The following is a 22,521-nucleotide window of genomic DNA, read 5'->3' on the forward strand; positions in this document are numbered from 1 at the left end:
GAAAATAATCTTTTATGCGTCGCGATGTTGTAAAATTTCTCTAATTCTTGTCCGAAATAGACGCACGGCTGATCTTTGTCCGATCGCCCTGCTTTGTTCGATAAATTCGGGTATTTCTGCGATCGGCAAAAATGGAAAAGCTATACTTTGAGCAACAGTCTCGTATTTGCCATCTACAAGTTGATAAACTTCTAAAGTTTGGCGGCGATATCTCCAAATTTCTGGAACGCCCAAAGCGGCATAAATTGCGAATTTGTTTAAAGAAGAATTCGTGTAATCCGACTCTACAGCTAAATCTGGCGGTGGATCAGTTTCCAAATCAATAATTCTGCTTCTGACTAAAGCTTCATTCTGGATGTAGAAACAGGTATCTGGTTCGATCGCACGCTGCAACTCTTCCCTTTCCACCAACAGCGCGCCAAGCTGCATTGCCTCAATTTCTAACTCGTCTGCTATGGCGTTCACGAAGTACGCTAGCATGATTATAGGTTGTTCGTGTTCTTGGTACGGCATTCTGATTTCTAATACTCCATTGTCATAGGCAATTCTCCACGCGCGATCGTCTCCAACATCAGTCAGCAAAGCCTGAAAAGTTTGCCAGCTAACGCCTTTTAAAACAACTTTTGACTCGTGGATAATTTGCTCTTGTACGGGAGGAGACGGAGTTATTGTTGGCGCGTTCATCTTGCGATTCCTCATTGGTTTTGCGATTAAAGGCGAACAAACTTATAGATTTTATAGACAACCGTGTTAGGAAAAAAAGAAGTGTTGTTTACTATTTTGTCAGGTGCGTCGCTATTAAATTGTCGCTCTGATGCGACGTATTTTCTATGGCGACACACCCTACGAATAGTATTATGATAGCATTTTTAGTCTGGCTTGTTCAGCGATTAGGTAGTCCGGCACCCAAAATCGATCGATAGACATGAGAATAGCTACAGAGATGAAAATATCAATATTCTCTCCCATTTCTTCAGTGGGCAGTAAACCAAATAATTCGTCGAATTCCTTGACATCTGCTAAGATATTATCAAGGTTTTCTACAAGTTCGTCCGGGTAAATGCAGTGGATTGCTCCATCATCTTCATAATATGCTTCTTCGTCAGGAAAAAATTGTGAGGGTTTGAGTTCTTGCATGAGATAATCTATCTTGTGAAATTCTGTTTCGGGAACGATCGCAGCTAGATCTTTCCCTGCTTGCTGTAAGATAATTCGATCGCCCTTTTGCATGACTCGTTTAATGATCGCGATCGCATTTTCGGCAAAATCCTCAACAGTTAAGCGGAAAAACCCCTCGCAGTCGATCGCCAGTTTAGCCCCTACAGCCGCGCCCACAGCAGAATTTTGACAATTATCCAGGGCGATCGGTAAAATCATAGGTGCGATCGAACTATTGTCAGCAGCATTAAATCCTTCAGTCATCAGCCGTTCCCCAAGATTCACATAACTGTTGAGAATATTGCACAATGGATAAAATTGTAAATATATAACCTACGTCTTTTTACCGCCGATGAATAGCAGATTTCTCGATCGACTCCACCACCCCTCGCGCCCCATCATCGTCTTCGACGGCGCAATGGGAACCAACCTGCAAGTCCAAAACCTCACCGCAGAAGACTTCGGCGGCAAAGAATACGAAGGTTGTAACGAATATCTCGTGCACACCAAACCGGAAGCCGTCGCCATCGTACACAGGGGATTCCTCGAAGCAGGCGCTGATGTCATCGAAACAGACACCTTCGGGGCGGCTTCCATCGTGCTCGCCGAGTACGATTTAGCAGACAAAGCCTATTATCTCAACAAAGTTGCCGCCGAACTCGCCAAGAGTATCGCGGCCGAATTTGACACGCCAGAAAAGCCGAGATTTGTTGCAGGATCGATCGGGCCAGGCACCAAATTGCCAACATTAGGACACATTGATTTTGACACACTCACCGCCGCTTTTGCCGAACAAGCAGAAGGACTTTATGACGGTGGCGTTGACTTATTTCTTGTCGAAACTTGTCAAGATGTGCTGCAAATTAAATCAGCATTAAATGCCATTGAAGAAGTATTTAAGAAAAAAGGTGCGCGGATTCCGTTAATGGTATCAATCACAATGGAAGCTACCGGCACAATGTTAGTAGGTTCCGACATCAGCGCCGCTTTAGCTATTTTGCAGCCATATCCCATAGATATTTTAGGATTAAACTGCGCCACCGGGCCCGATCGCATGGCCGAACACGTCAAATACCTGTCCGAACATTCGCCCTTCGTGGTTTCCTGCATTCCCAACGCTGGTTTACCCGAAAACATTGGCGGCCACGCGCACTACAAACTCACGCCCATAGAATTAAAAATGGCCTTGATGCGCTTCGTCGAAGACTTGGGCGTGCAAGTCATCGGCGGCTGCTGCGGCACCCGCTACGATCACATCCAACAACTATCAGAAATTGGCGCAACTCTCACACCCAAAATTCGCGAAATCACTTGGGAACCATCCGCCGCTTCAATTTATAGCGCCCAACCTTATGAACAAGAAAACTCATTCTTAATTGTCGGCGAAAAACTCAACGCCAGCGGTTCTAAAAAATGCCGCGATTTGCTGAATGCCGAAGACTGGGACGGTTTAGTAGCAATGGCTAGGGAACAAGTGCGAGAAGGCGCGCACATTCTTGATGTCAACGTTGATTATGTCGGGCGCGACGGCGTGCGCGACATGAAACAATTAGTTTCCCGCGTTGTGACTAATGCAACTCTGCCTTTAATGTTGGATTCCACCGAGTGGGAAAAAATGGAAGCCGGATTGAAAGTTGCAGGCGGCAAATGTTTGCTTAATTCTACTAACTACGAAGACGGAGAACCGCGTTTTTATCAAGTTTTGGAGTTGGCGAAAAAATACGGCGCGGGGATTGTGATCGGGACGATTGATGAAGATGGGATGGCGCGTACTGCTGACCAAAAATTTGCGATCGCCCAACGCGCCTATAACGCCGCCGTCGCCTACGGAATTGGTGCCCACGAAATCTTTTTTGACCCCTTAGCTTTGCCCATTTCCACGGGGATTGAAGAAGACCGAAAAAACGGCAAAGCTACCATCGAATCGATCCGTCGCATTCGCCAAGAATTGCCCGGTTGTCACGTAATTTTGGGAGTTTCTAATATTTCCTTCGGTTTGAATCCGGCGGCGCGGCAAGTTTTGAATTCCATGTTTTTGCACGAAGCGATGCAGGCGGGGATGGATTCGGCTATTATCAGCGCTAATAAGATTTTGCCGATCGCCAAAATCGACCCCAAACACCAGGAAATCTGCCGTAAACTGATCTACGACGAACGGGAGTTTGACGGCGAAATTTGCATTTATGACCCCTTGGGCGACCTAACAACGGTGTTTGCTGGCAAAACCACCAAGCGCGATCGGACAGAAGACGCAAACCTCCCGGTCGAAGAACGCCTCAAGCAGCACATCATCGACGGCGAAAGAATTGGGCTCGACATCCAACTCGCCAAAGCATTAGAAACCTATCCGCCCCTGCAAATTATCAATACCTTCTTGCTAGACGGGATGAAAGTAGTAGGAGAATTGTTCGGTTCTGGACAAATGCAGCTACCGTTTGTATTGCAGTCAGCAGAAACCATGAAAGCGGCCGTTGCTTATTTAGAACCGTACATGGAAAAGTCGGAATCCGGCGACAATGCCAAAGGCACATTCCTGATCGCAACTGTTAAAGGCGACGTTCACGACATCGGCAAAAACTTGGTTGATATTATCCTATCAAACAACGGCTACCGAGTGATCAACTTGGGAATTAAACAGTCAGTTGATAACATCATCGAAGCCTACGAAAAGCACAAAGCCGATTGTATTGCGATGAGCGGTTTGCTGGTGAAATCCACCGCATTTATGAAGGAAAATTTGGCAGCCTTTAACGAGAAAGGAATTACCGTTCCTGTAATCTTGGGCGGTGCAGCTTTGACTCCCAAGTTTGTGCATGAAGACTGTCAAAATACCTACAAAGGTAAAGTTATATACGGCAAAGATGCGTTTTCTGACTTGCACTTTATGGAGAAACTGATGCCAGCCAAATCTGCTGGTAACTGGGAAGATTTACAAGGATTCTTGGATGAAGTAGGGCAAGAAAGTAAGACGGTGAAAACCGCTAAAATTTCGGCAGAAACTGCTGTAGAAGATGTCAAAAAACCAGACATTCCGGTGGTGATTGATACCAGGCGTTCCGAAGCAGTTGACGCAAATATCGATCGCCCAAATCCTCCTTTCTGGGGAACCAAACTATTTTCGCCCGAAGAAATTCCCTTTGAAGAGATTTTCTGGCACTTAGATTTGCAAGCATTAGTTGCGGGACAGTGGCAGTTTCGCAAGCCAAAAGACCAATCGCGGGCAGAATACGATGCTTTCTTAGCGGAGAAAGTTTATCCGATATTGGCAGAATGGAAACACAAAATCATCACTGAAAAGTTACTGAATCCGCAAGCAATTTACGGATATTTTCCGTGTCAAGCTGAGGATAATTCCTTGCATCTGTACGATCCGGAAATTATGAGTAACGGGCAAGATTTATCGACACCCGCTGCGACATTGACATTTCCCCGGCAAAAATCGGCGCGTCGGCTGTGTATTGCCGACTTTTTCGCGCCGAAAGAATCGGGTAAAATTGATGTATTTCCGATGCAAGTGGCGACGGTGGGAGAAGTTGCTACGGAGTACGCGCAAAAACTATTTGCTAACAATCAATATACTGATTATCTCTACTTCCACGGATTGGCGGTACAGACTGCGGAAGCGGTAGCAGAATGGACTCACGCGCGGATTCGCCGGGAATTGGGCTTTGGTAGCGAGGAACCGGACAATATTCGGGATATGCTAGCGCAGCGATATCGGGGTTCGCGCTACAGTTTCGGCTATCCTGCTTGTCCGAATATGGCGGATCAGTACAAGCAATTGGATTTGCTAAAGTGCGATCGTATAAACTTGCATATGGATGAAAGCGAACAGCTTTATCCAGAACAATCTACTACGGCAATTATCACCTATCACCCAGCGGCGAAATACTTCACTGCTTAATTTGTAGGGTGCGTGCGGAGTACAAAGGGGTGTCAACTTAACGTCAAATGTACTATCGATTTACTGTTTGGCGACTAGGCCAGATCCCCCCTAACCCCCCTTAAGAAGGGGGGAACCGGAAGATATCAAAGTCCCCCTTTTTAAGGGGGATTTAGGGGGATCTCCGAGGATTTTGGTTTTACACAGAGATGTGTGTACACGGTAGTTAAGAAGGGGGGAACCGGAAGATATCAAAGTCCCCCTTCTTAAGGGGAATTTAGGGGGATCTAGACTCAGCAAAAAGCGCATTAGACAAATAAAACTCGGCGGTTGAAACCGCTACTACACAAACGAAGTCCGCCGGCACGGACTGAAGAATACATGAATTAAAACAATAAAAAAGCACCTTGAAAAAGTGCTTTATGAACATGAACTTTCCATGTTTGACAAATTTTTACGAGTAATTCCGGGGAGTGCGCGCGCCGGCAGATGCTCCTGCCATCGAAGCAACCAAACCCAATAGGGAACCGAACAAAAATGACCAGCCAGCTTTGGCGGCATTTTCCGCAATATTACGAGTATCTTGAGCAGATACGTTAGGCGCTTGGTTCGGCAGATTGACCACGCCTTGCTGGGCTTGATTAATCACTTCTCCCGCATTCGCAGCTACTATGCCAAAAGTACCCGCTACGCCGTTTGCTAACAGCCAAGAGCCAATTGTTAAGGTAGTTGCCCACAAAATTGCTCCGTTCAAAAGTGCCGTGCTGCGGTTCATCGGGCCGCAAGCGCGAGCTGTTACCCAGCCGCCAACGCCTAAGCTAATTAGCAAACTGATAATTGACCAAATTCCTACCCCAGTACCCACGCTGCCGGCAATAGTGCGCGGTGCTCCTGAATTAGCGATGTTGCTTAAGCCGATCGCAGCGCCCAATGCACTTAAAACCAATTGTGTGGCGATCGCAATTACCAAACCTGAAAATATCGGGCCCCAACGTACTCGATCGTGGTATTCCATCACTGAATTTACGACCACAGGTTCGGTACTAACGTTGTCTACAGGTCTATTTACGTATGTCATAGCTTTTCCTTTCCTTTGACTGTTGGTTCTATTTTTAACAATCTTTCATCTAAGCATTGATTGTGGCTGAGATTGATAAAAACTATATCTGCCTGGGGAAATAACCAGTATCTATGTCTGAAGAAAGAAACAAAAAAGTCATTAGCCCTGAGTCCATAGCTATTAGCTAATGACTGCTGACTAATAACTTATGACTAATGACTAATGACCAATAACTATTTTATCCAGTTAAAAAACTTCGCGGATGTATAGAGGAAAGTCAGCTTACCGCAATCTGACAGCAGTCCCAACGGCAGTAATCAACAGCAAAGCGCCAGAAGAGTCTACATTAATCGTGCCGGTATCAACTTCCACCCCGATTACAGCATTAGCACCCAGGCGCTGAGCCCGTTTTTCCAGTTCCGCGAGGGCATCTCGCTGTCCTTTGAGAAACACTTCCTCATAACTGCCGGTGCGCCCGCCGATGATGTCGCGAATGCCCGCGAAGAAATCTCGCAGGGCGTTGGTGCCGTAGACCACCTCAGCAGTTACAATTCCTAGGTAAGATTGAATTTCTGCTCCTTGAATGATATCAGTTGTTGTTACAATCATCAGTTGGCCTCAAGTGCGAAAATTTTGAGTTGGTCTTGTTCTGTAGATTTACTACATCTGGCTGCTCAAAGATTCCTGGTAAACCCTAAGCTTTCAGCGATCGCAACTTGACAGCAATCCGCTCTTTTATTCCACACACTCTTTGAAACAAATGGCCGTGTACAAACAAAGTCTCTTGGTATTCAGTACGCTGTTGATAGCAGGATTCGCTGTCGCAGCCCCGCAGATAGCGCTCTCAGCAGAAACACCAGTTCAAGTTAAAGCTCAAAATAATCCAAATTTAGATGCTCTGCTGCGACAAGGGCGGGAGTTGGTAAATTCAGGAGATTACAGTCAGGCGATCGCCATTTATCAGCAAGCAGCCCGTTTAGATGCCGAAAACCCGCGCATTTTTTCCGGTATTGCCTATTTAGAAGCACGTCAGGGCAACTATCAGGCCTCAGTAGAATTTTACCAACAGGCGATCGGTCTGGAGCCCAAAAATGCTGACTTCCAATACGCATTAGGATATGCTATGGCGAATCTGCAAAACTATCCCGCAGCAGCCTCCGCTTACCGTCAGGCCGCTGCGCTCGATCGCAAAAATGTCAATGCCCGCATTGGTCTCGGAGTGGTACTGTTTCAGCAAAAAGATTACGTCGGTGCATTTAAAGCATACCAAGAGGCGATCGCCCTCGATCCGAAAAGTTGGCAAGCTTATTCTTCAATGGGTTTAGTATTGATCCAGCAGGGAAACTTTGCCAGTGCTGTCACCGTGCTCGAACAAGCAGCTAAACTCGCTCCCAAACAAGCCAGCGTCCAGTTAAAATTAGGTAGTGCTTTGCTGCGCAGTGGCAACACTTCCGAAGGGGTAGCAGCGTTTGAAGAAGCTGCCAAATTAGAGCCACGGAACCCCGAAGTGCAGTTAGAAATTGGCGAACTTCTCCGGGTTCAAAACGACTTAGACGGAGCACTGGTAGCTTATAAGCGAGCGATTGACGTGCGCCCGAATTTAGTGGCAGCCCACGCTGCGATCGGAGAAATTCAACTAGAAAAACAAGATTTTTTAGGAGCGATTATCACTTTTAGGCGAGTGATCCAACTCGATCCAGACCGGGCAGAAGCTTATTATAATATGGGTAAAGCATTCAAAGCGCGCGATCGCACATCCGAAGCAATTCAAGCTTTCCAACAAGCCCTCGACACTTACCGCCAGCAAGGCAACAATGATGGTGCACAAAAAGCCGAGGCGGCACTTAATGAACTGAAGTAATATTTCTCATTGTACTAATTGGGAATCGGCAATGGCGAATTAGTAACGGGGAATAGCTAATGGAGAATTGGTCATCAATTACATCCGTTAAAAAATCCGTTGCCGAACTTCCCTCTCTCAATTACGCCAGTTAAAAAAATATCTAACAGCTTTATTGTGATATAATGCTGGGGCGAATTTGTAGTAACTATCGCTCGGTAAATTCAAGAGAAAATAAGGACGATCGCACAGCAACACTTGGTAAGAACTCCATCTTTTGTAAGATGCTCAAACTAATCTCTTCAGATGAATCTATTTCTATTGATAGATCCCGCAAAGTTGTTAACATTTGTAAAATGAGCAAAACATCCTATCCCAGAGCTTCATCTATGCAAACGTATGACGTGATTATCATAGGAGCAGGTCACAACGGGCTTGTCTGTGCGTCTTATCTCCTCAAAGCCGGATATACCGTTTTGTTGTTAGAAAAACGTTCGGTTCCCGGCGGCGCGGCGACTACAGAAGCAGCGATTCCCGAATTACCCGATTTTAAATTCAATTTGTGCGCGATCGACCACGAATTTATCCATTTAGGGCCAGTCGTAGAAGAATTAGAACTGGAAAAATACGGCTTAGAATATCTTTACTGCGATCCAGTCGTTTTTTGTCCGCATCCAGACGGCAAATATTTCTTGGCGCACACTTCCGTCGAAAAAACTTGTGCAGAAATTGCCCGCTACAATGAGCGCGACGCTAAAAAATATGCCGAATATACAGACTTTTGGCAGCGCGCTTTAAGTGCAATGATGCCGATGTTCAACGCGCCGCCAAAATCTATTATAGATATTGCCGGTAACTACGATATTGGTAAACTCAAAGACTTATTTTCAGTCATCGGTTCCCCCGACAAAACGCTGGACTTTATTCGCACGATGATTACCAGCGCTGAAGACATTCTCAACGAGTGGTTTGATGAGGAATTTCTGAAAGCACCCTTAGCGAGACTCGCTTCAGAATTGGGCGCGCCTCCTTCGCAAAAAACCATTGCGATCGGTGCAATTATGATGGCAATGCGCCACAATCCCGGCATGGCGAGGCCTCGCGGGGGAACTGGTGCATTGGTGCAAGCGCTGGTCAATTTAGTCAAAACCTATGCGGGTGTTATACTTACCGACCAGCACGTTGAGAAAATATTAGTTGATAACGGCCGCGCTGTCGGTGTTCGAGTTGCAGGCGGCACAGAATATCGAGCTACCAAAGGCATCATTTCTAATATTGATGCGAAGCGTTTGTTTCTGCATTTAATGGATGACAGCGATGTTGATGCTGCTGACCCGAATTTGCGGGAAAGATTGGAGCGCAAAATTGTTAATAACAACGAGACAATTCTGAAAATAGATTTAGCTCTCAATGAAATGCCTAAGTTCGATCGCTGGAACCATCGCGATGAATATTTAATGGGTTCTGTTTTAATTGCTGATTCGGTGAAACACGTTGAAATTGCCCACACCGAACCTGCGATCGGCAAAATCCCCGATTCCGATCCGTCGATGTATGTCGTGTTTCCGACGGTAAGAGACCCGTCAATGGCTCCTCCCGGACACCATACGGCTTGGATTGAATTTTTTGCTCCTTACCAGATCGAAAATGCTGAGGGAACCGGCCAGCACGGTACAGGTTGGACGGACGAGCTGAAAAACAAAGTTGCCGATCGCTGCATTGACAAATTAGCAGAATACGCGCCGAATATCAAGAATTCAATTATCGGCCGCCGGGTGGAAAGTCCGGCCGAATTGGGAGAGCGTTTGGGGGCGCTGAAGGGGAATTATTACCACGTTGACATGACGCTGGATCAGATGATATTTTTCCGTCCTTTACCGGAGTTGGCCAATTACAAAACGCCGATCGACGGTTTGTTCCTCACCGGTGCGGGCACGCACCCAGGCGGCTCGATTTCGGGGATGCCCGGACGCAATACGGCTCGCGTGTTTATGCACTCGCAGCAGCCGATCGCGCAAACTTTGGCGGATGTGGCTAATTCTCTGAAATCGACGGCTAAGTCGGTATTTCGGGGTAATTAGAAGTAAGATTTTTAACCGCAGATGAATGCAGATGAACGCAGATATAATTAATCTGCGTTCATCTGCGTTAATTTATTCAGTCTTTTAGTATTGATTCAGCTTGATACCGCATCAAGGGAAAACGAAGGGCGATCGCACTCAATATTTTACCTAACTCAGGGGCATCTTTGGCAAGATTTGGCGTTGGTTCACGTTCCTTCAAATCTGTTAAAATAGTCAAAATATGCTGAGCAAAATCTTCATCAGCCCGATCCAACAAATCAACTAATTTAGCCATATCTTCTTTCGCACCCAACCAGTACCTTGCACCCAGCAATTCAGCTTTTACTGATAAAGGAAGTTCAGAGTTTAGATACTTTTCCAGTTTGGGCAATAGCTGCGACGTACCTAAAATTCCAATAGCATTAGCAGCATAACATCTAACAGCTTCATCTTCATTAGGATCGAGCAGTGAAATATCGAGAATTTTGATTGATTTAGGTTCTCCTAAATACCCCAGAGTTTCTGCTGCTGATGCGCGAACCAGTGCCGAAGGGTCATTTCTTAAGATATGCTCTATTGGTGCGATCGCAGGAATATAATCAAGTTCACCCAGCGCCTCAACTACTTCAGACCTCACAATGTCTTCTGGATCGTCCAGCAAGTTCATTAATGCAGGGCCAACTGTTTCTACTTCCTCTGAACCGAGATAACCCAATGCTTCTGCTGCGGTGAATCGAATAACTGCATCTGGTGACTTCAGCAACCTCACTATTTTCGGTGCAGCCTCATAAACTTCTGCATCAACCAGATCCAGAATTGCCCCGGTTTGCCGATTCGGTTGGTCTGAATTGCAATCATCCAAAAGCAGTTCAATACTTTGCTTATTCATAATTATTACCTGCTGTAATTTAATCTTTTTATCTGTGACGACTGCGACGCTTTTTCTTAGCTTTTTGAGTTGCTTTTATTTTATGAATCTTTACAGTGTCATCATTACACTCAGCATTTTTCATAAGTATTTTCAGCGCTTCACCTATTGATGCTGCTGACCCATCTTGCATAAGTTGCTGAGCTTCTTTTAAAATACCCGTATCCGCGACGTTACCTTCCGAAGTCATGTTTCTGTTGTGCCATATTTTTAAATATTGAAAATAATATTAAGGAAAATGCCGATCGCCCCTCAATAAATCCTCTAACCTAGTATGATAGACTAATTTCCATTGTAACATAACGGGCAAGTTCCTACTCTTTGAAAACTCACTGCGCTAACCTTGTTGAACCATCAACATCAGAAATCTCAGGATTTGTTCGACTGGCGGCAGGGAATAATCGCTGAGGTCGAGCGCCACATTCTCCTAATTTCTTACAAATTCATCCTTTGTGCAGATGGAATTTATGCCTGAAAATAGAGAAACTTATATTAGCGTTACCCTATTTTTTAGCGATGACAAACCGAGTTTTGATTGTCGGCGGGCGGGGACGAATTGGCAACAGCGTTGCTCAAGACCTTGTTACCCACACCGACGCAGAAATTACTATTACCGGACGCGACCCTAATGGCTCTCTTCCACCAGAGTTGCCGCCGGATCGATCGCGCTATTTAGCTTTAGATTTAGCAGATAGTGCAGCTTTGCAGCAAGCTGTTTCATCCTCTAACCTCGTCGTGCACTGTGCCGGGCCATTTCACTACCGAGACGCTAGCGTATTGAAAACTTGCATCGAGGCTGGTGCTAATTATACCGATGTCAGCGACAGCCGCAGTTTTACTCGCAGAGCTTTAGAATTGCGCGAAACAGCTAAAAATGCTGGAATTACTGCGATTATCAATACGGGAATTTTCCCTGGAATTTCTAATAGCATGGTGCGCCGAGATGTCGAGCAATTAGATACAGCAGAACACATCCATTTGAGTTACGTTGTCGGCGGTTCGGGCGGTGCTGGTGTGACGGTGATGCGGACTACTTTTTTAGGTTTGCAAACTCCTTTTGAGGTTTTGATTGATGGCCAAATGCAGCAGATCAAGCCATACACCGATCGCGAAACGATAGAATTTCCCCAACCCTACGGCAAAACTGGCGTTTACTGGTTCGATATGCCGGAAGCAATTACTTTGCCCGAAACTTTCCCAGTGAAAACAGTTGTTACCAAATTCGGCACTTTTCCCGACCTTTACAATCACTTGACTTGGTTTGTTGCCAAATACTGGCCCGATAGCTGGCTGAAAAATCCGTCTGTGATTGAGTTTTTGTCCTATGTCAGCTACGGGATGACTGCTGTTAGCAATAATTTTAGCGGTGTGGGCGTGGCTGTGCGATCGCAAGTAACCGGCCTAAAAAACGGTAAACCCGCTAAAGTTCGATCGACAGCGGTACACTCAAATGCTGCCGCAGCTACGGGCATCGGTACTGGCAGCATCGCTCAATTAATTTTAGAAGGCAAATTGACAAAGCCGGGGGTTTGGTCGGTAGAGCAAGCTCTTTCTACGGAGCTATTTGAACGAGCTATGCAGAGTCGCCACCTCAAGATTAATCAAGAATGGGTGTAATGAAAGCAGTGCGATTCTGTAGGGTGCGTCAGCTCATAGATACTCGATTCCCGGAAAAAATAACGCTCTGTTGACGCACCCTACTACTAATCTATCTTCAGGTAGAAGTCTGTATAGCAATTAGAGGCTTATTATAATTCGTAGCACGATAAATATCCCTGTTCGCTCGATCGCGATAGGGTAGCTGCGACAAAAATTGCGGTTCAACCAAGGTTCTTGATGCGCGATCGCCCGCAAGGGACAACAAACACGATAATTTTTGCGACCAAATACGAGGAGACGTTGATATGAAGCGGGTTTTAAAAGCTCTGGGACAAACATTGAGTCAAAGCATTTTGCTAGTCTGTATGCTGGCTTTCATTGCTCTGGCCGGTATAGTGGCAGTACCAAATCAGGCTGCTCATGCAGCAGGTCAATACACCAGTCAGGCGCAGCCGGAAGCTAAAATTACTGACCCCGCAGAAAGTTTTGAGGATCTCAATCCCCAAGCAGCTTACGAAGATATCGTCAACACCGCTCAAAATCCTGCCAAGGTCGAGAAGGTTTACGATGAAAGTTTAAAGGAATACAAGGCAGAACACCCGCAAGAAAGCATTGTTCAAAAAGCTGAAAATCTGATCGAAAAGGTTACGGGCAAGGAATAAATTAGAAATTTTCTATCTAACTCAAGTTGCGAAATATTCAGCTTCGCTGAGGACACAGTTGAGCAGAGATTGGAACTCACTTGAATCTTATTATGTAGGGTGCGCTGGGCGCACCTTACGTCGTTTGATTGCGTGTTAAACCACTAATTTTTTTCGTCCAAGACAGTTTTATCCTTCCCCTTTCCTGGTTTTTAAAGCTAGCAGATTCATCCCTAAGGAAGATGAATAAGTAGCAACTAAAAAGATAAATTTAAGCAGACTTGCAGTTAGATAAAAGGAAAAAATATCATGAACGATGACACAAAAACGGTGAAGCAACCTGATGCTAACATTGACCCGCTGTCCGGGGAAAAAGGGGCTCATCCAGTGGGAACTGGTATCGGTGCTGCGAGTGCGGGTGCTGCTGGTGCTGCGATCGGCGGTGCGATCGGCGGACCTGTGGGAGCAGTTGTGGGCGCTGTTGTGGGCGCGTTTAGCGGTGGTTTGGCGGGTAAAGGTGTCGCAGAGGCGATCGACCCCACGGTAGAAGATGCTTACTGGCAAAACAACTACAGCTCCCGTCCTTACGCGGATACGAGCGCAACTTACGACGACTATCAGCCTGCATACCGCACCGGTTATGAGGGCTACAGCCGCTATAACGGTACTGGTAAGAGCTTCAACGAACTCGAAGACGATTTGCAGCGCGACTACGAAACAAATCGCGGTAAGTCGAACGTACAGTGGGAAAAAGCCAAGCACGCCACGCGCGACGCTTGGGATCGGGTGGAACGCGCTGTTCCTGGCGACATTGACAAAGACGGCCGCTAACACCGTCAGAAGACCGGGCGGTTGAAACCGCGTTATTTTCTTTACACCGCCTCCGCGGACTTCGTTTGTCTAGACGCGGTTTCAACCGTACGTCCTATCTTGGGGATTTTTTACCTCTCTCTACATCTGAGAGGGGTATTTTTAACTGAGTGGAAATCATTGTTTTTAGGAAGCAAGATTTTGCCAGGGCTGGTTTGGCGGCTTGAATCGCCAAAAAACTTATTAACAAAAAAGTTTGAGATTGGCATTTTTTGTTGACTATTAGCCTTAAAATTAAACTAATTCAGGACTCAGGCATCGATCGCATATAGCGGTTCTCAAGCGTGGTGAGGTATGCCCGATGCCCGATGCCCGATGCCCGATGCCATATCCCGGAAGCGTACCTGATCTTTCTAAGAAAGGCTATATTTCTGTGATTGTTCGCAATCCGCGTTAGCAATCGCAGCCAGAACCCGAAAGCATCGGTTGCATCAAGTCCGATAATTGTTAATCTAAATCCTTTCATTCAAAATCGGTATAACTTGTGGATGCAATGTTGGAAAGAGCTTGGACACTCAAGCAAAATTTAATTGACTTTGTGCTGGATGCTGAGGGAGAGTTGGCGGTAGCTTTAGAAGCTTTTGCAGCAACTAAAGCGGTTGGCGAGCGCTACGATATTGCTCAGCAAAATCAAGTGATTGACAGTTTTACAGTTGAAGGTAAAGTCGGAGACAAAATGCCGATCGACCTTTTTGTCGAAAGTCAGCCAGATTTAACCGAGGGCGAGATCAGTTTGCTAAAAAGTTGGGGCAAAAAAAGCTTCACCGGTTTATTTGAAATCACTCAAATTTCCCCTGACAGCTTCGAGGTGACAAACTGGCTGACGGCGAAGCACTATACTGTTAAGCCTAACAGCGCTAATTTTCTGCAAGAAATGTCTCGCTTTAAGTTAGGAGAAATCTTGCGGGCTCGGATTGCGCCTCTCACCGATGACTGGTGGATACTCTCTGGGCCTCCAATTCCGATGGGGAAATTGGGCAAGCCAAAGTTGGCAGTTGCGATCGGCAATTTCAAGCAAAATTACAAAAATAACCTGTACAGCGACGCCCCGGAACTGTTAGAGCAAGCTTGGAAATCGGTAGAACAGTATCACGACGATTTTACCGAATTTTTTGGCAGCGATGAAGTGACGTTATCGGGATATCACCTGAATAAACAGTTGGCAGAATTTCAGGAAGTAATCATTAAAAAACGCCTAGCTGATATTGGTGTTGATGAAACGAAATCTCTGGCGGATCTCGTTGAAGATGCCGGAGTCGATCCAGAAGAAATCAAAGCAGCCGCCATCGCAGCAGCAGGCGCCGATACTAAAGCAGTTGAGGTAATGCTCGACAGCAATGCTAGTTCAAAAATGGTAGTGCCGAAAGTCGAATTGCCCGATCGCTTCAAGAAAGCCGAAAAGGTGACAGCACTTTCTCATCCGCGCTGGGGGCAAAGCTTTTTGTCTACCTACGCTCAATTTACGGAAATGCTGACAGCCGAAGACTTTTCCACCATTCCCGGTTACGAAAAGCTGGTTCGCAACTATCTAGAAGATCCGGCAATTAATACCTGGATTTGGCGGCGGTTAGCTCAGGTTAATCCAGCCAAATTACAACAAATCCTGCAAACTGTATTGGAACGCACAGACTTTCAGATCGATCGCGATTTAGACGCCCTGCTGCAAGAATTCAAAAAACCCTTAGAACCCGAACTCCCCGAAATTGCCAGTGTTCCCCTGCACCTGCACAACTTATTTCAGGAAGCTTTAGGCGAAGTCAACAAGTCAAAGTCCAAACCGCAGGATAAAAAGAAAACCTCTAAAGGCTTTAAATCTTGACAAACTAAGTTCGTGACATACTCCTACACGCTCTGCTATCGCATACAGTGTAGGCTGCTCACCAACTCCACCTCATACTATGCGCTAACGAGTCCGCTTCGCCAACGGATATTGATTGAGATTTTCGCAGCCAAAGGAAGGCGGGAACAGAATGGTAATTTCAATTACGAGTGCGATCGACCCTAGCCATTTTGGGCGCGTTAATCTGCATCCCTCAGATAATAAACCATTAAACAAGCTCACAGCTAGCTGTGAGCTTATTGCCCGGTAATATAACTTAAATAGCTTTGCAGGCAGGACTTTAGGTGATTTCTAAGACAGAATTGGCGTTGCTGATTTACGGTATGAAAGGCTAAATATGCAATTCATAAAAACCAGCGTCCACAAAGCTTCTGGATTTTAAAATTATTTGTTTCATACCCTGATTAAGCAACGCCAAAGAATTTACCGATTAGGAGGACGAACAGCAGTTCTTCCCTACGATGGAATGATGGTGTGTGGTAATTTTTATTCTGGAAATCACCTATCTCTCACGGAGGTTCAGCCCCCAGTTATCCTGCAAGCTCTTGGGAATCGTGAATTCCGTCTTTTGTCCTTCCCGCTCGAGGTAATGCAGTCCCTCAATCAGCCTGCGTGAGAATGCGCCGCTGAGCCCTGCCGCCAGCTTCGAGCGATCCTGCATCTCGTCGTTGACTCCTAAAATCCAGCGCAGTGGACGTAAAAAGTGCCGAGTCCAATCGGCGCGTTCGATACCAACCGCTTCAACCACGCGTTCGTCGCAGAACTCGCGGATGAGCACGGGAACGATACCATCGAACATCTTGCCGGGAACGCGCTCCTTCATATAATCAACCAGCGCAGCAGTAAGTTCTCGCCCGGCATCTGACGGAGCTATATGATGGGCTAGTATCGCATCCCACAATGCTTTGCCATCCTCGACATTGCCCGGTAGCAGGTCCTCCTGAATTCCCATTATGCTGCCAATGACACGCCAACAGTGAAAGAACGCGGCTTCTTCCTCCGTGGTAAAGTCCAATCCCAGCTTGGTCAAGACTTGGGGCAACAGTGCAAAGGATAGCATCGTACAAACCAAGTCTTCCTGGTTGATGGGAACACCGTACTCAGCACGCCAGCGGGGATATTGCCTCATGTGGTAGCGAATTGTGGTGTGCAGCAGACGGATCTTTTGAGCCGTGCGTACCCCACGACCATTTGGCTCCAACCCACCCTCGGCCATAACATCGAGGAGAAACTGCGCGGTTTCCATGAGGCGTTGATGTATCCTTTTGGTGATCCGGTGCGTGAAACTCAGTACCTGCGCTCCCTTGGCGCCGGAGTAGCATGAAGGCAACGACCAGCAAAACAACGCCATCGTCATTTGCATACCATAACGCGAAAACAGTTGCTGTCCGAGTCGGATCTGCTCCCGATCCGCCCATGAAGGCCAGTCATCTGTGGTATTGAGGAAATCTTCAAGCTCGTCAGGCATTTCGACTGCCACCAGATCATCGTTCTTTTGAATGTCTTTTAGAAGTTTATTTACAGCGTCCACCTGATTGAGCCCAAAGATTTTTTCAATGACGGAATCGGCTGGCGGATCGCCGATTTCACGATACAAGTCTAGAGTGTTGCGGGTCCATCGGCTTGATAACATGGGTCTTTAACTCCGTAGTTTTTTTGAGAAATAAGTTAAGTGGGCGGGAAAATTTATAAGTATTGGACAAGAACAAGTTACTAAGGTGATTTCCAGAATGAAAATTACCACAGAACATCATTCCATCGTAGGGGAGAACTGCTGTTCGTCCTCCTAATCGGTAAATTCTTTCTTAGAAATCACCTTAGTGCTTCTTCACCGCGCTCGAAAGAACTGAAGTCCTCACTACAAAAACCTTTTGTTAATCTTCAATTTGTCGAACAGCCATGCGTTGCAGCGGCAGGCTGAGGATGCTAGAAGCAGTCAACAAGTAAGAAAGAACAGTAGTTAGCTTCAAACTGAGCAACAACCAGCTATCCTCTGGTAAGTGAAGTTTCAGCCCAAAAACAGAAATACAGTACACTATCCAGTAAGTAAAGCTCATCTTGATCAGGATTTCTTCGCTCAAAGTGCGATCGTCAGTTGGCTGCGAGTTGCGATTATCACCCAGCAGGACTAGACCCGCAATAGAAGCCACAAAAGAAACTATAACGAGATAGTCATGCCAGTTAAGCTCAACCATTTCTAAACTCCGCTTTTATCTTAATTTTTGGAATTAGACATCAGTCTAAAGGATAAGTTTTCCGGCTCCAAGTAATAGTTACAATTTGACACAGCCGCAGTTACAAATCGCAATGAAAATTCACCGCAACCGCCCGCCACTGCCTCGTTTAGTCAGCCGACAAGGACAATTCACCTTAAATATTGTCAAGTTGGGAGTACCTCGCCTGCATTTTGCCGACCTCTACCACAGGCTGCTAACTCTTTCTTGGCCGCAATTTTTCATTCTGATTTGTCTCTCGTATGTACTCACGAATTCTTTATTTGCCTTAGCTTACTTGGCGGGAGGAGATTGCATTGCTAACGCACGGCCCGGTTCTTTCAAAGATGCCTTTTATTTCAGCGTGCAAACAATGGCAACAATCGGCTACGGTGCCATGTATCCGCGCACGGATTACGCTAATACTATAGTCGCGATCGAAGCGTTTTATGCTTTGTGGGGAGTGGCAATGGTGACGGGACTAGCTTTTTCGCGATTTTCCCGACCAACAGCTAGAGTTATCTTCAGCCGCGTAGCTGTAATCGCTCCTTTTAATGGCGTTCCTACTCTCATGTATCGCACGGGAAATCAGCGCTTCAATCAAATTTTAGAAGCGCAGCAAAGAGCTACTTTGATCCGCGACGAGGTAACACCGGAAGGAGAATATATGCGGCGTTTTTACGATTTGCAATTAATGCGGAGTCAATCTCCTATTTTTGCATTAACTTGGACGGTTATGCACGCAATTGATGAGAATAGTCCTTTGTACCAACTTACTGCGATAGATTTGATTGAGCAGCAAGCAGAAATTGTGATTACGCTAACGGGAATTGACGACACTGTTTCGCAAACTATTCACGCGCGGCATTCTTTTGTAGCTGCTGAAATTGTCTGGAATATGCGGTTTGTAGATATTATTCTGAGAATGCCGGATGGTGGGCGGGTGGTAGATTATACTCGGTTTCACGATGTAAAGCCTGTTGAATGAATGTGTTGATTTAGATTGTTATTTTAAAAGTGGCACGTTTTTATATTGTTTTAATAAAAATTATGAATTATATAGCTCTATATTTGGAAATGCAAGCCAGACAATTTGCATTTCAATATATATCTTTAAAAAGTTTTTTAATCAATTTTTGGAACTGGCAAGATGCCCGTTGCACAGAAAAAACATATTTTTTTAGAACGGGCATCTTGCCCGTTCCTGCCTATTTTTGCAAGAGGTCTAATATGTTGAAAAAATCTAGATAGAAAATGCTAGAATAGTTTGATCGTGACAAAACATATTTTTTTTTACCACTTAGTACGAATAACGAATATGACACTAAAAGAATTACAACCGCAACTCCTGGCTTTAAGTCCAGAGGAAAAGACTCAAGCGATACAATTTTTAGCCCAAAGTTTAACCAATTTTTGGTCAGGAATTCAAAAGAATCCTGGCGTAATGGGCGGCGAAGCTTGTATCAGACAAACGCGGATTCCTGTTTGGCTGTTGATAAGTTATCGCCGTCAAGGTGCTAGCGATGCTCATATTTTAGAAGGTCATCCCGATCTGAGTGCGGCCGATTTGGTAAATGCTTTTGCTTATGCAGAGGCACACGTAGATGAGATCGATCGAGCTATTCTAGAACAAGAAGAGGCATAAACTGTGGTGCGTATTTATGCAGACGAACAATACCCATTTCCGGTTGTAAAAATTCTCCGCAATTTGGGGCATGATGTCCTGACTGTTCAAGAAGCGGGGAAGGCAAATCAAAAGATACCTGATGATGAAGTTCTAGCTTTTGCTGTTAGCACGAATCGTGCAGTTGTGACACTTAACAGACCCGATTTTATTCGACTGCACAAGTTGAGTTCTGACCATAATGGGATTATTGTATGCACGAACGATCAAAATTGGGAGCGGCTGGCGGCGCGGATTGATGAGGCTATTGCTAATCTGGAAACTTTGAGAGGTATGCTGATTCGAGTTAACCGCCCATCGGTTGAAGATAAGTCATAGAATACATCGAGTCTAAAATTCACTTATACTATGCGAATAATTAATTCTGTTCTCCGCTTTGGTGCGCCGCACCCTACGATTGACCGTTAAATATGTTGAATTAAATTTGGGGTAGCAAGTGCTAGAATAGTTTGATGGTGACAAAACGTAGATTTTCCTCACTAATTACGAATATGACACTGAAAGAATTGCAACCACAGCTCCTGGCGTTAAGTCCAGAGGAAAAGACTCAAGCTATACAATTTTTAGCCCAAAGTTTAACCAACTTTTGGTCTGGAATTCTAAAGACTCCTGGCGTATGTGGTGGCGATGCTTGCATCAGACAAACGCGGATTCCTGTTTGGGTGCTGGTGAATGCTCGCCGTTTAGGTATTTCGGAATCTGAACTGTTAGAAGATTATCCGACTCTGCGTGCCGCTGACTTGGCGAATGCTTGGGCTTATGCTGAGGCATATCCTGACGAGATTGAAACAGCAATTCAAGAAAATGAGGATGATTGAAAAGTGGCATTTTTTTATGCAGATGAACAATATCCAAAGCGAGTTGTGGAATTTCTAAGGACTTTAGGTCACGATGTCCTGACAGTACAGGAAGCAGGAAATGCTAATCAAAAAATTCCTGATGAAGAAGTATTAGCTTTTGCATTGAGTATTAATCGCGCTATTTTAACGCTCAATCGCCGTCATTTTATCAAGCTGCATACATTACAACCCGACCATGCTGGTATCATTGTTTGTAAAGATGATTCAAATAGGGAGCGACTGGCTGCGCGGATTAATGAGGCTATTTCTAATCTCGAAACTTTGAGAGGTATGCTGATTCGAGTTAACCGTCCGTCGGAATGATTGTAAGTTATATAGCAATCCTAATTGATTTTCTAGATCGAGAAAATCTGAAATTATTGCTAGATATGGAGTCTAGCAAGACAAGGGGTCGTTATCCTTTGAGACTCAGATCGGATTGCTATAGAATACATCTAATATGGAATGCACTTATACACTTATAAGTAAATTCACTTTATTAAACGTAAAATACGGCTCGCTAAAAGGCTTGCTCTATATCTCTTCTTCCGACTTCCATCGAACTTCTTCCGACTTCCATCGAACTTCTTCCATCCATCCGTTACATCCGTTACAAAATCCGCTGCCGAACTTCCTTCTTCCTTCTTCCTTCTTACTATGCGAATAATTCATACTGCTGACTGGCATTTGGGACGACGTTTTCGAGGGATCGATCGCACTTCCGAAATTGCGATCGCCCTGGAACAGATTTTGAAACAAGCCAAAGAGCTAGATGTCGATGCTGTGTTGGTTGCCGGAGACATTTTTGACGTTCCCAACCCTCCAGCCTACGCTGAACGCATTGCCTATCACTTTTTCTGCGAACTCCAAGCTGCCGGAATTCCCGCAATTGCGATCGCCGGTAATCACGATTCAGCATCCCGCATCGACAGCATCGCCCAATTGCTCTCCCTCGCCGGCGTTCGCGCTTTAGGTAAACCCAGGCGATCGGCAGACGGTGGCACGATTACTCTCAATACAAAAAGTGGTAAACTGTGCGTGGGAGCAATGCCTTTTGCTTCCGAACAAAGACTGTTAGATGCTAATTCTCTCTGGCACTCCGGCGACGCTAACCGCCGCCAAGATTACCGCGAAATTGTAGCAGATTTACTGCAAAATTTAACCACAGATTTTCGCGACAATACGGTGAATATGCTGATGGCACACATGAGCATAGACGGCGCTCGCTTGGCTAAATCCGAAGTCGCTTATTACACGCGAGAAAAATACCTGCTGTCATCGCAAACTCTGCCGCCGGAAGCTCAGTATGTCGCCCTCGGACACATCCACATTCACCAGCGCATTGGTAAGAATTCCCCAGCTTATTATTCCGGTTCTTTGATTCAGTTAGATTTCGGAGAAGCGGAACAGGAAAAAGGATTTTGCTTGATCGAAGTTGAGCCTGGAAGTCAGGCTAAGGTAGAATTTAGACCTGTGGCTTGCCACAAGCCGTTAAAAGTGCTTCAATGTGATAATGACAATCTCGATCAAATTTTAGAAGCTCATCAATATCATCCGGGTTACTTGAAGGTAATTGTCGAACTGGATAGCCCGCAAATCGGATTAGCCGATCGCGTCCGCCAAATCTGTTCTCAAGCGCTGTTAATTGAGCCGCGCTATCGGGATGCACTGCTAGAAGCCACAGAGAACACTAATATCGATCCCAATAATTTCGATCCGGCGGCAGAGTTCTGCAACTATTATCAAAACCGCTTGGGAACGACTCCGCAACCCGCTGTATTGGAGGGATTTCAGGATTTGTATAAGAAGTTTAAGGAAACAGTTAATAGTTAAATTGGTCATTGGTCATTGGTCATTGGTAATGGGTAATTGGTAATTGGTAATTCTTTGCCATTGCTCGTGA

At 45.5% G+C, this 22,521-nt stretch carries 22 protein-coding genes; 13 read left to right on the forward strand and 9 right to left on the reverse strand.

Annotation, left to right across the window (positions count from 1 at the left end; translation table 11 throughout):
- Nucleotides 1-12: 12 nt before the first annotated feature.
- Nucleotides 13-684: a Uma2 family endonuclease gene (locus QUB52_RS15200; RefSeq protein WP_332973571.1), complete on the reverse strand. Its 672-nt coding sequence runs from the start codon at nucleotides 682-684 to the stop codon at nucleotides 13-15.
- 171 nt (nucleotides 685-855) lie between these two features.
- Nucleotides 856-1,422, reverse strand: coding sequence for a type II toxin-antitoxin system Phd/YefM family antitoxin (locus QUB52_RS15205; protein WP_332973572.1), 567 nt, complete (start codon nucleotides 1,420-1,422; stop codon nucleotides 856-858).
- An 88-nt stretch (nucleotides 1,423-1,510) separates the two neighbouring features.
- On the opposite strand from QUB52_RS15205, the gene metH reads away from it, so the two are divergent.
- On the forward strand, nucleotides 1,511-5,062 hold the full coding sequence (metH, locus tag QUB52_RS15210; RefSeq protein ID WP_332973574.1) for a methionine synthase: 3,552 nt from the start codon (nucleotides 1,511-1,513) through the stop codon (nucleotides 5,060-5,062).
- Nucleotides 5,063-5,495: 433 nt separating this feature from the next.
- On the opposite strand, the gene QUB52_RS15215 is transcribed toward metH, so the two are convergent.
- Entirely contained in the window at nucleotides 5,496-6,119 is a 624-nt protein-coding gene (locus QUB52_RS15215) for a hypothetical protein (RefSeq protein ID WP_265235467.1), read from the reverse strand.
- A gap of 264 nt (nucleotides 6,120-6,383) precedes the next feature.
- Nucleotides 6,384-6,710 (reverse strand): YbjQ family protein, encoded by a 327-nt coding sequence (locus QUB52_RS15220; RefSeq protein WP_172184303.1) that lies wholly within the window; start codon nucleotides 6,708-6,710, stop codon nucleotides 6,384-6,386.
- Between the two features lie 151 nt (nucleotides 6,711-6,861).
- Between QUB52_RS15220 and QUB52_RS15225 the strand changes: the two genes are divergently transcribed.
- Complete coding sequence (locus QUB52_RS15225) at nucleotides 6,862-7,962, forward strand: tetratricopeptide repeat protein (RefSeq protein WP_265235468.1); 1,101 nt, start codon at nucleotides 6,862-6,864, stop codon at nucleotides 7,960-7,962.
- 368 nt (nucleotides 7,963-8,330) lie between these two features.
- On the forward strand, nucleotides 8,331-10,022 hold the full coding sequence (gene crtO, locus QUB52_RS15230) for a beta-carotene ketolase CrtO (RefSeq protein ID WP_332973575.1): 1,692 nt from the start codon (nucleotides 8,331-8,333) through the stop codon (nucleotides 10,020-10,022).
- Nucleotides 10,023-10,098: 76 nt separating this feature from the next.
- Here crtO and QUB52_RS15235 read toward each other — a convergent pair whose 3' ends face one another.
- Nucleotides 10,099-10,893: a HEAT repeat domain-containing protein gene (locus tag QUB52_RS15235; protein ID WP_332973577.1), complete on the reverse strand. Its 795-nt coding sequence runs from the start codon at nucleotides 10,891-10,893 to the stop codon at nucleotides 10,099-10,101.
- A 28-nt stretch (nucleotides 10,894-10,921) separates the two neighbouring features.
- Entirely contained in the window at nucleotides 10,922-11,122 is a 201-nt protein-coding gene (locus QUB52_RS15240; protein WP_332966741.1) for a polymorphic toxin type 34 domain-containing protein, read from the reverse strand.
- 326 nt (nucleotides 11,123-11,448) lie between these two features.
- Between QUB52_RS15240 and QUB52_RS15245 the strand changes: the two genes are divergently transcribed.
- The 4 genes from QUB52_RS15245 to QUB52_RS15260 all read left to right on the forward strand — a co-directional run bounded on the left by QUB52_RS15245 (nucleotide 11,449) and on the right by QUB52_RS15260 (nucleotide 15,861).
- A complete protein-coding gene (locus QUB52_RS15245) occupies nucleotides 11,449-12,549 on the forward strand; it encodes a saccharopine dehydrogenase family protein (protein ID WP_332966740.1) in 1,101 nt (366 codons plus the stop codon).
- A 287-nt stretch (nucleotides 12,550-12,836) separates the two neighbouring features.
- Complete coding sequence (locus QUB52_RS15250) at nucleotides 12,837-13,193, forward strand: hypothetical protein (protein WP_265235471.1); 357 nt, start codon at nucleotides 12,837-12,839, stop codon at nucleotides 13,191-13,193.
- 288 nt (nucleotides 13,194-13,481) lie between these two features.
- Nucleotides 13,482-14,003, forward strand: coding sequence for a hypothetical protein (locus QUB52_RS15255; RefSeq protein WP_265235472.1), 522 nt, complete (start codon nucleotides 13,482-13,484; stop codon nucleotides 14,001-14,003).
- A gap of 532 nt (nucleotides 14,004-14,535) precedes the next feature.
- Nucleotides 14,536-15,861, forward strand: a complete 1,326-nt coding sequence (locus QUB52_RS15260) for a hypothetical protein (protein WP_332973588.1) — start codon at nucleotides 14,536-14,538, stop codon at nucleotides 15,859-15,861.
- Between the two features lie 523 nt (nucleotides 15,862-16,384).
- On the opposite strand, the gene QUB52_RS15265 is transcribed toward QUB52_RS15260, so the two are convergent.
- Both QUB52_RS15265 and QUB52_RS15270 read right to left on the reverse strand, forming a co-directional pair.
- Complete coding sequence (locus tag QUB52_RS15265; protein WP_265235474.1) at nucleotides 16,385-17,479, reverse strand: oxygenase MpaB family protein; 1,095 nt, start codon at nucleotides 17,477-17,479, stop codon at nucleotides 16,385-16,387.
- Nucleotides 17,480-17,756: 277 nt separating this feature from the next.
- Nucleotides 17,757-18,077: a hypothetical protein gene (locus tag QUB52_RS15270; RefSeq protein ID WP_265235475.1), complete on the reverse strand. Its 321-nt coding sequence runs from the start codon at nucleotides 18,075-18,077 to the stop codon at nucleotides 17,757-17,759.
- Between the two features lie 112 nt (nucleotides 18,078-18,189).
- Between QUB52_RS15270 and QUB52_RS15275 the strand changes: the two genes are divergently transcribed.
- From QUB52_RS15275 to QUB52_RS15295, 5 genes are all read left to right on the forward strand, one after another.
- The gene (locus tag QUB52_RS15275; protein ID WP_265235476.1) at nucleotides 18,190-19,083 is read left to right on the forward strand and encodes an ion channel; all 894 of its coding nucleotides are present in this window, start codon (nucleotides 18,190-18,192) and stop codon (nucleotides 19,081-19,083) included.
- A gap of 330 nt (nucleotides 19,084-19,413) precedes the next feature.
- On the forward strand, nucleotides 19,414-19,740 hold the full coding sequence (locus QUB52_RS15280; protein ID WP_265235477.1) for a DUF433 domain-containing protein: 327 nt from the start codon (nucleotides 19,414-19,416) through the stop codon (nucleotides 19,738-19,740).
- 3 nt (nucleotides 19,741-19,743) lie between these two features.
- Nucleotides 19,744-20,097, forward strand: coding sequence for a DUF5615 family PIN-like protein (locus QUB52_RS15285; RefSeq protein ID WP_265235478.1), 354 nt, complete (start codon nucleotides 19,744-19,746; stop codon nucleotides 20,095-20,097).
- Between the two features lie 173 nt (nucleotides 20,098-20,270).
- Complete coding sequence (locus tag QUB52_RS15290) at nucleotides 20,271-20,597, forward strand: DUF433 domain-containing protein (protein ID WP_265235479.1); 327 nt, start codon at nucleotides 20,271-20,273, stop codon at nucleotides 20,595-20,597.
- A 3-nt stretch (nucleotides 20,598-20,600) separates the two neighbouring features.
- Complete coding sequence (locus QUB52_RS15295; RefSeq protein WP_332973580.1) at nucleotides 20,601-20,942, forward strand: DUF5615 family PIN-like protein; 342 nt, start codon at nucleotides 20,601-20,603, stop codon at nucleotides 20,940-20,942.
- Nucleotides 20,943-21,152: 210 nt separating this feature from the next.
- Here QUB52_RS15295 and QUB52_RS15300 read toward each other — a convergent pair whose 3' ends face one another.
- A complete protein-coding gene (locus QUB52_RS15300; protein WP_332973582.1) occupies nucleotides 21,153-21,290 on the reverse strand; it encodes a hypothetical protein in 138 nt (45 codons plus the stop codon).
- Between QUB52_RS15300 and QUB52_RS15305 the strand changes: the two genes are divergently transcribed.
- Nucleotides 21,276-22,451, forward strand: coding sequence for a metallophosphoesterase family protein (locus QUB52_RS15305; RefSeq protein ID WP_265235481.1), 1,176 nt, complete (start codon nucleotides 21,276-21,278; stop codon nucleotides 22,449-22,451). The genes QUB52_RS15300 and QUB52_RS15305 overlap by 15 nt on opposite strands.
- Nucleotides 22,452-22,521 lie beyond the last annotated feature (70 nt).

The sequence above is a fragment of the Microcoleus sp. A6-C6 genome (assembly GCF_036705955.1).
In the GTDB taxonomy this organism is placed as follows: Bacteria; Cyanobacteriota; Cyanobacteriia; order Cyanobacteriales; family Microcoleaceae; genus Microcoleus.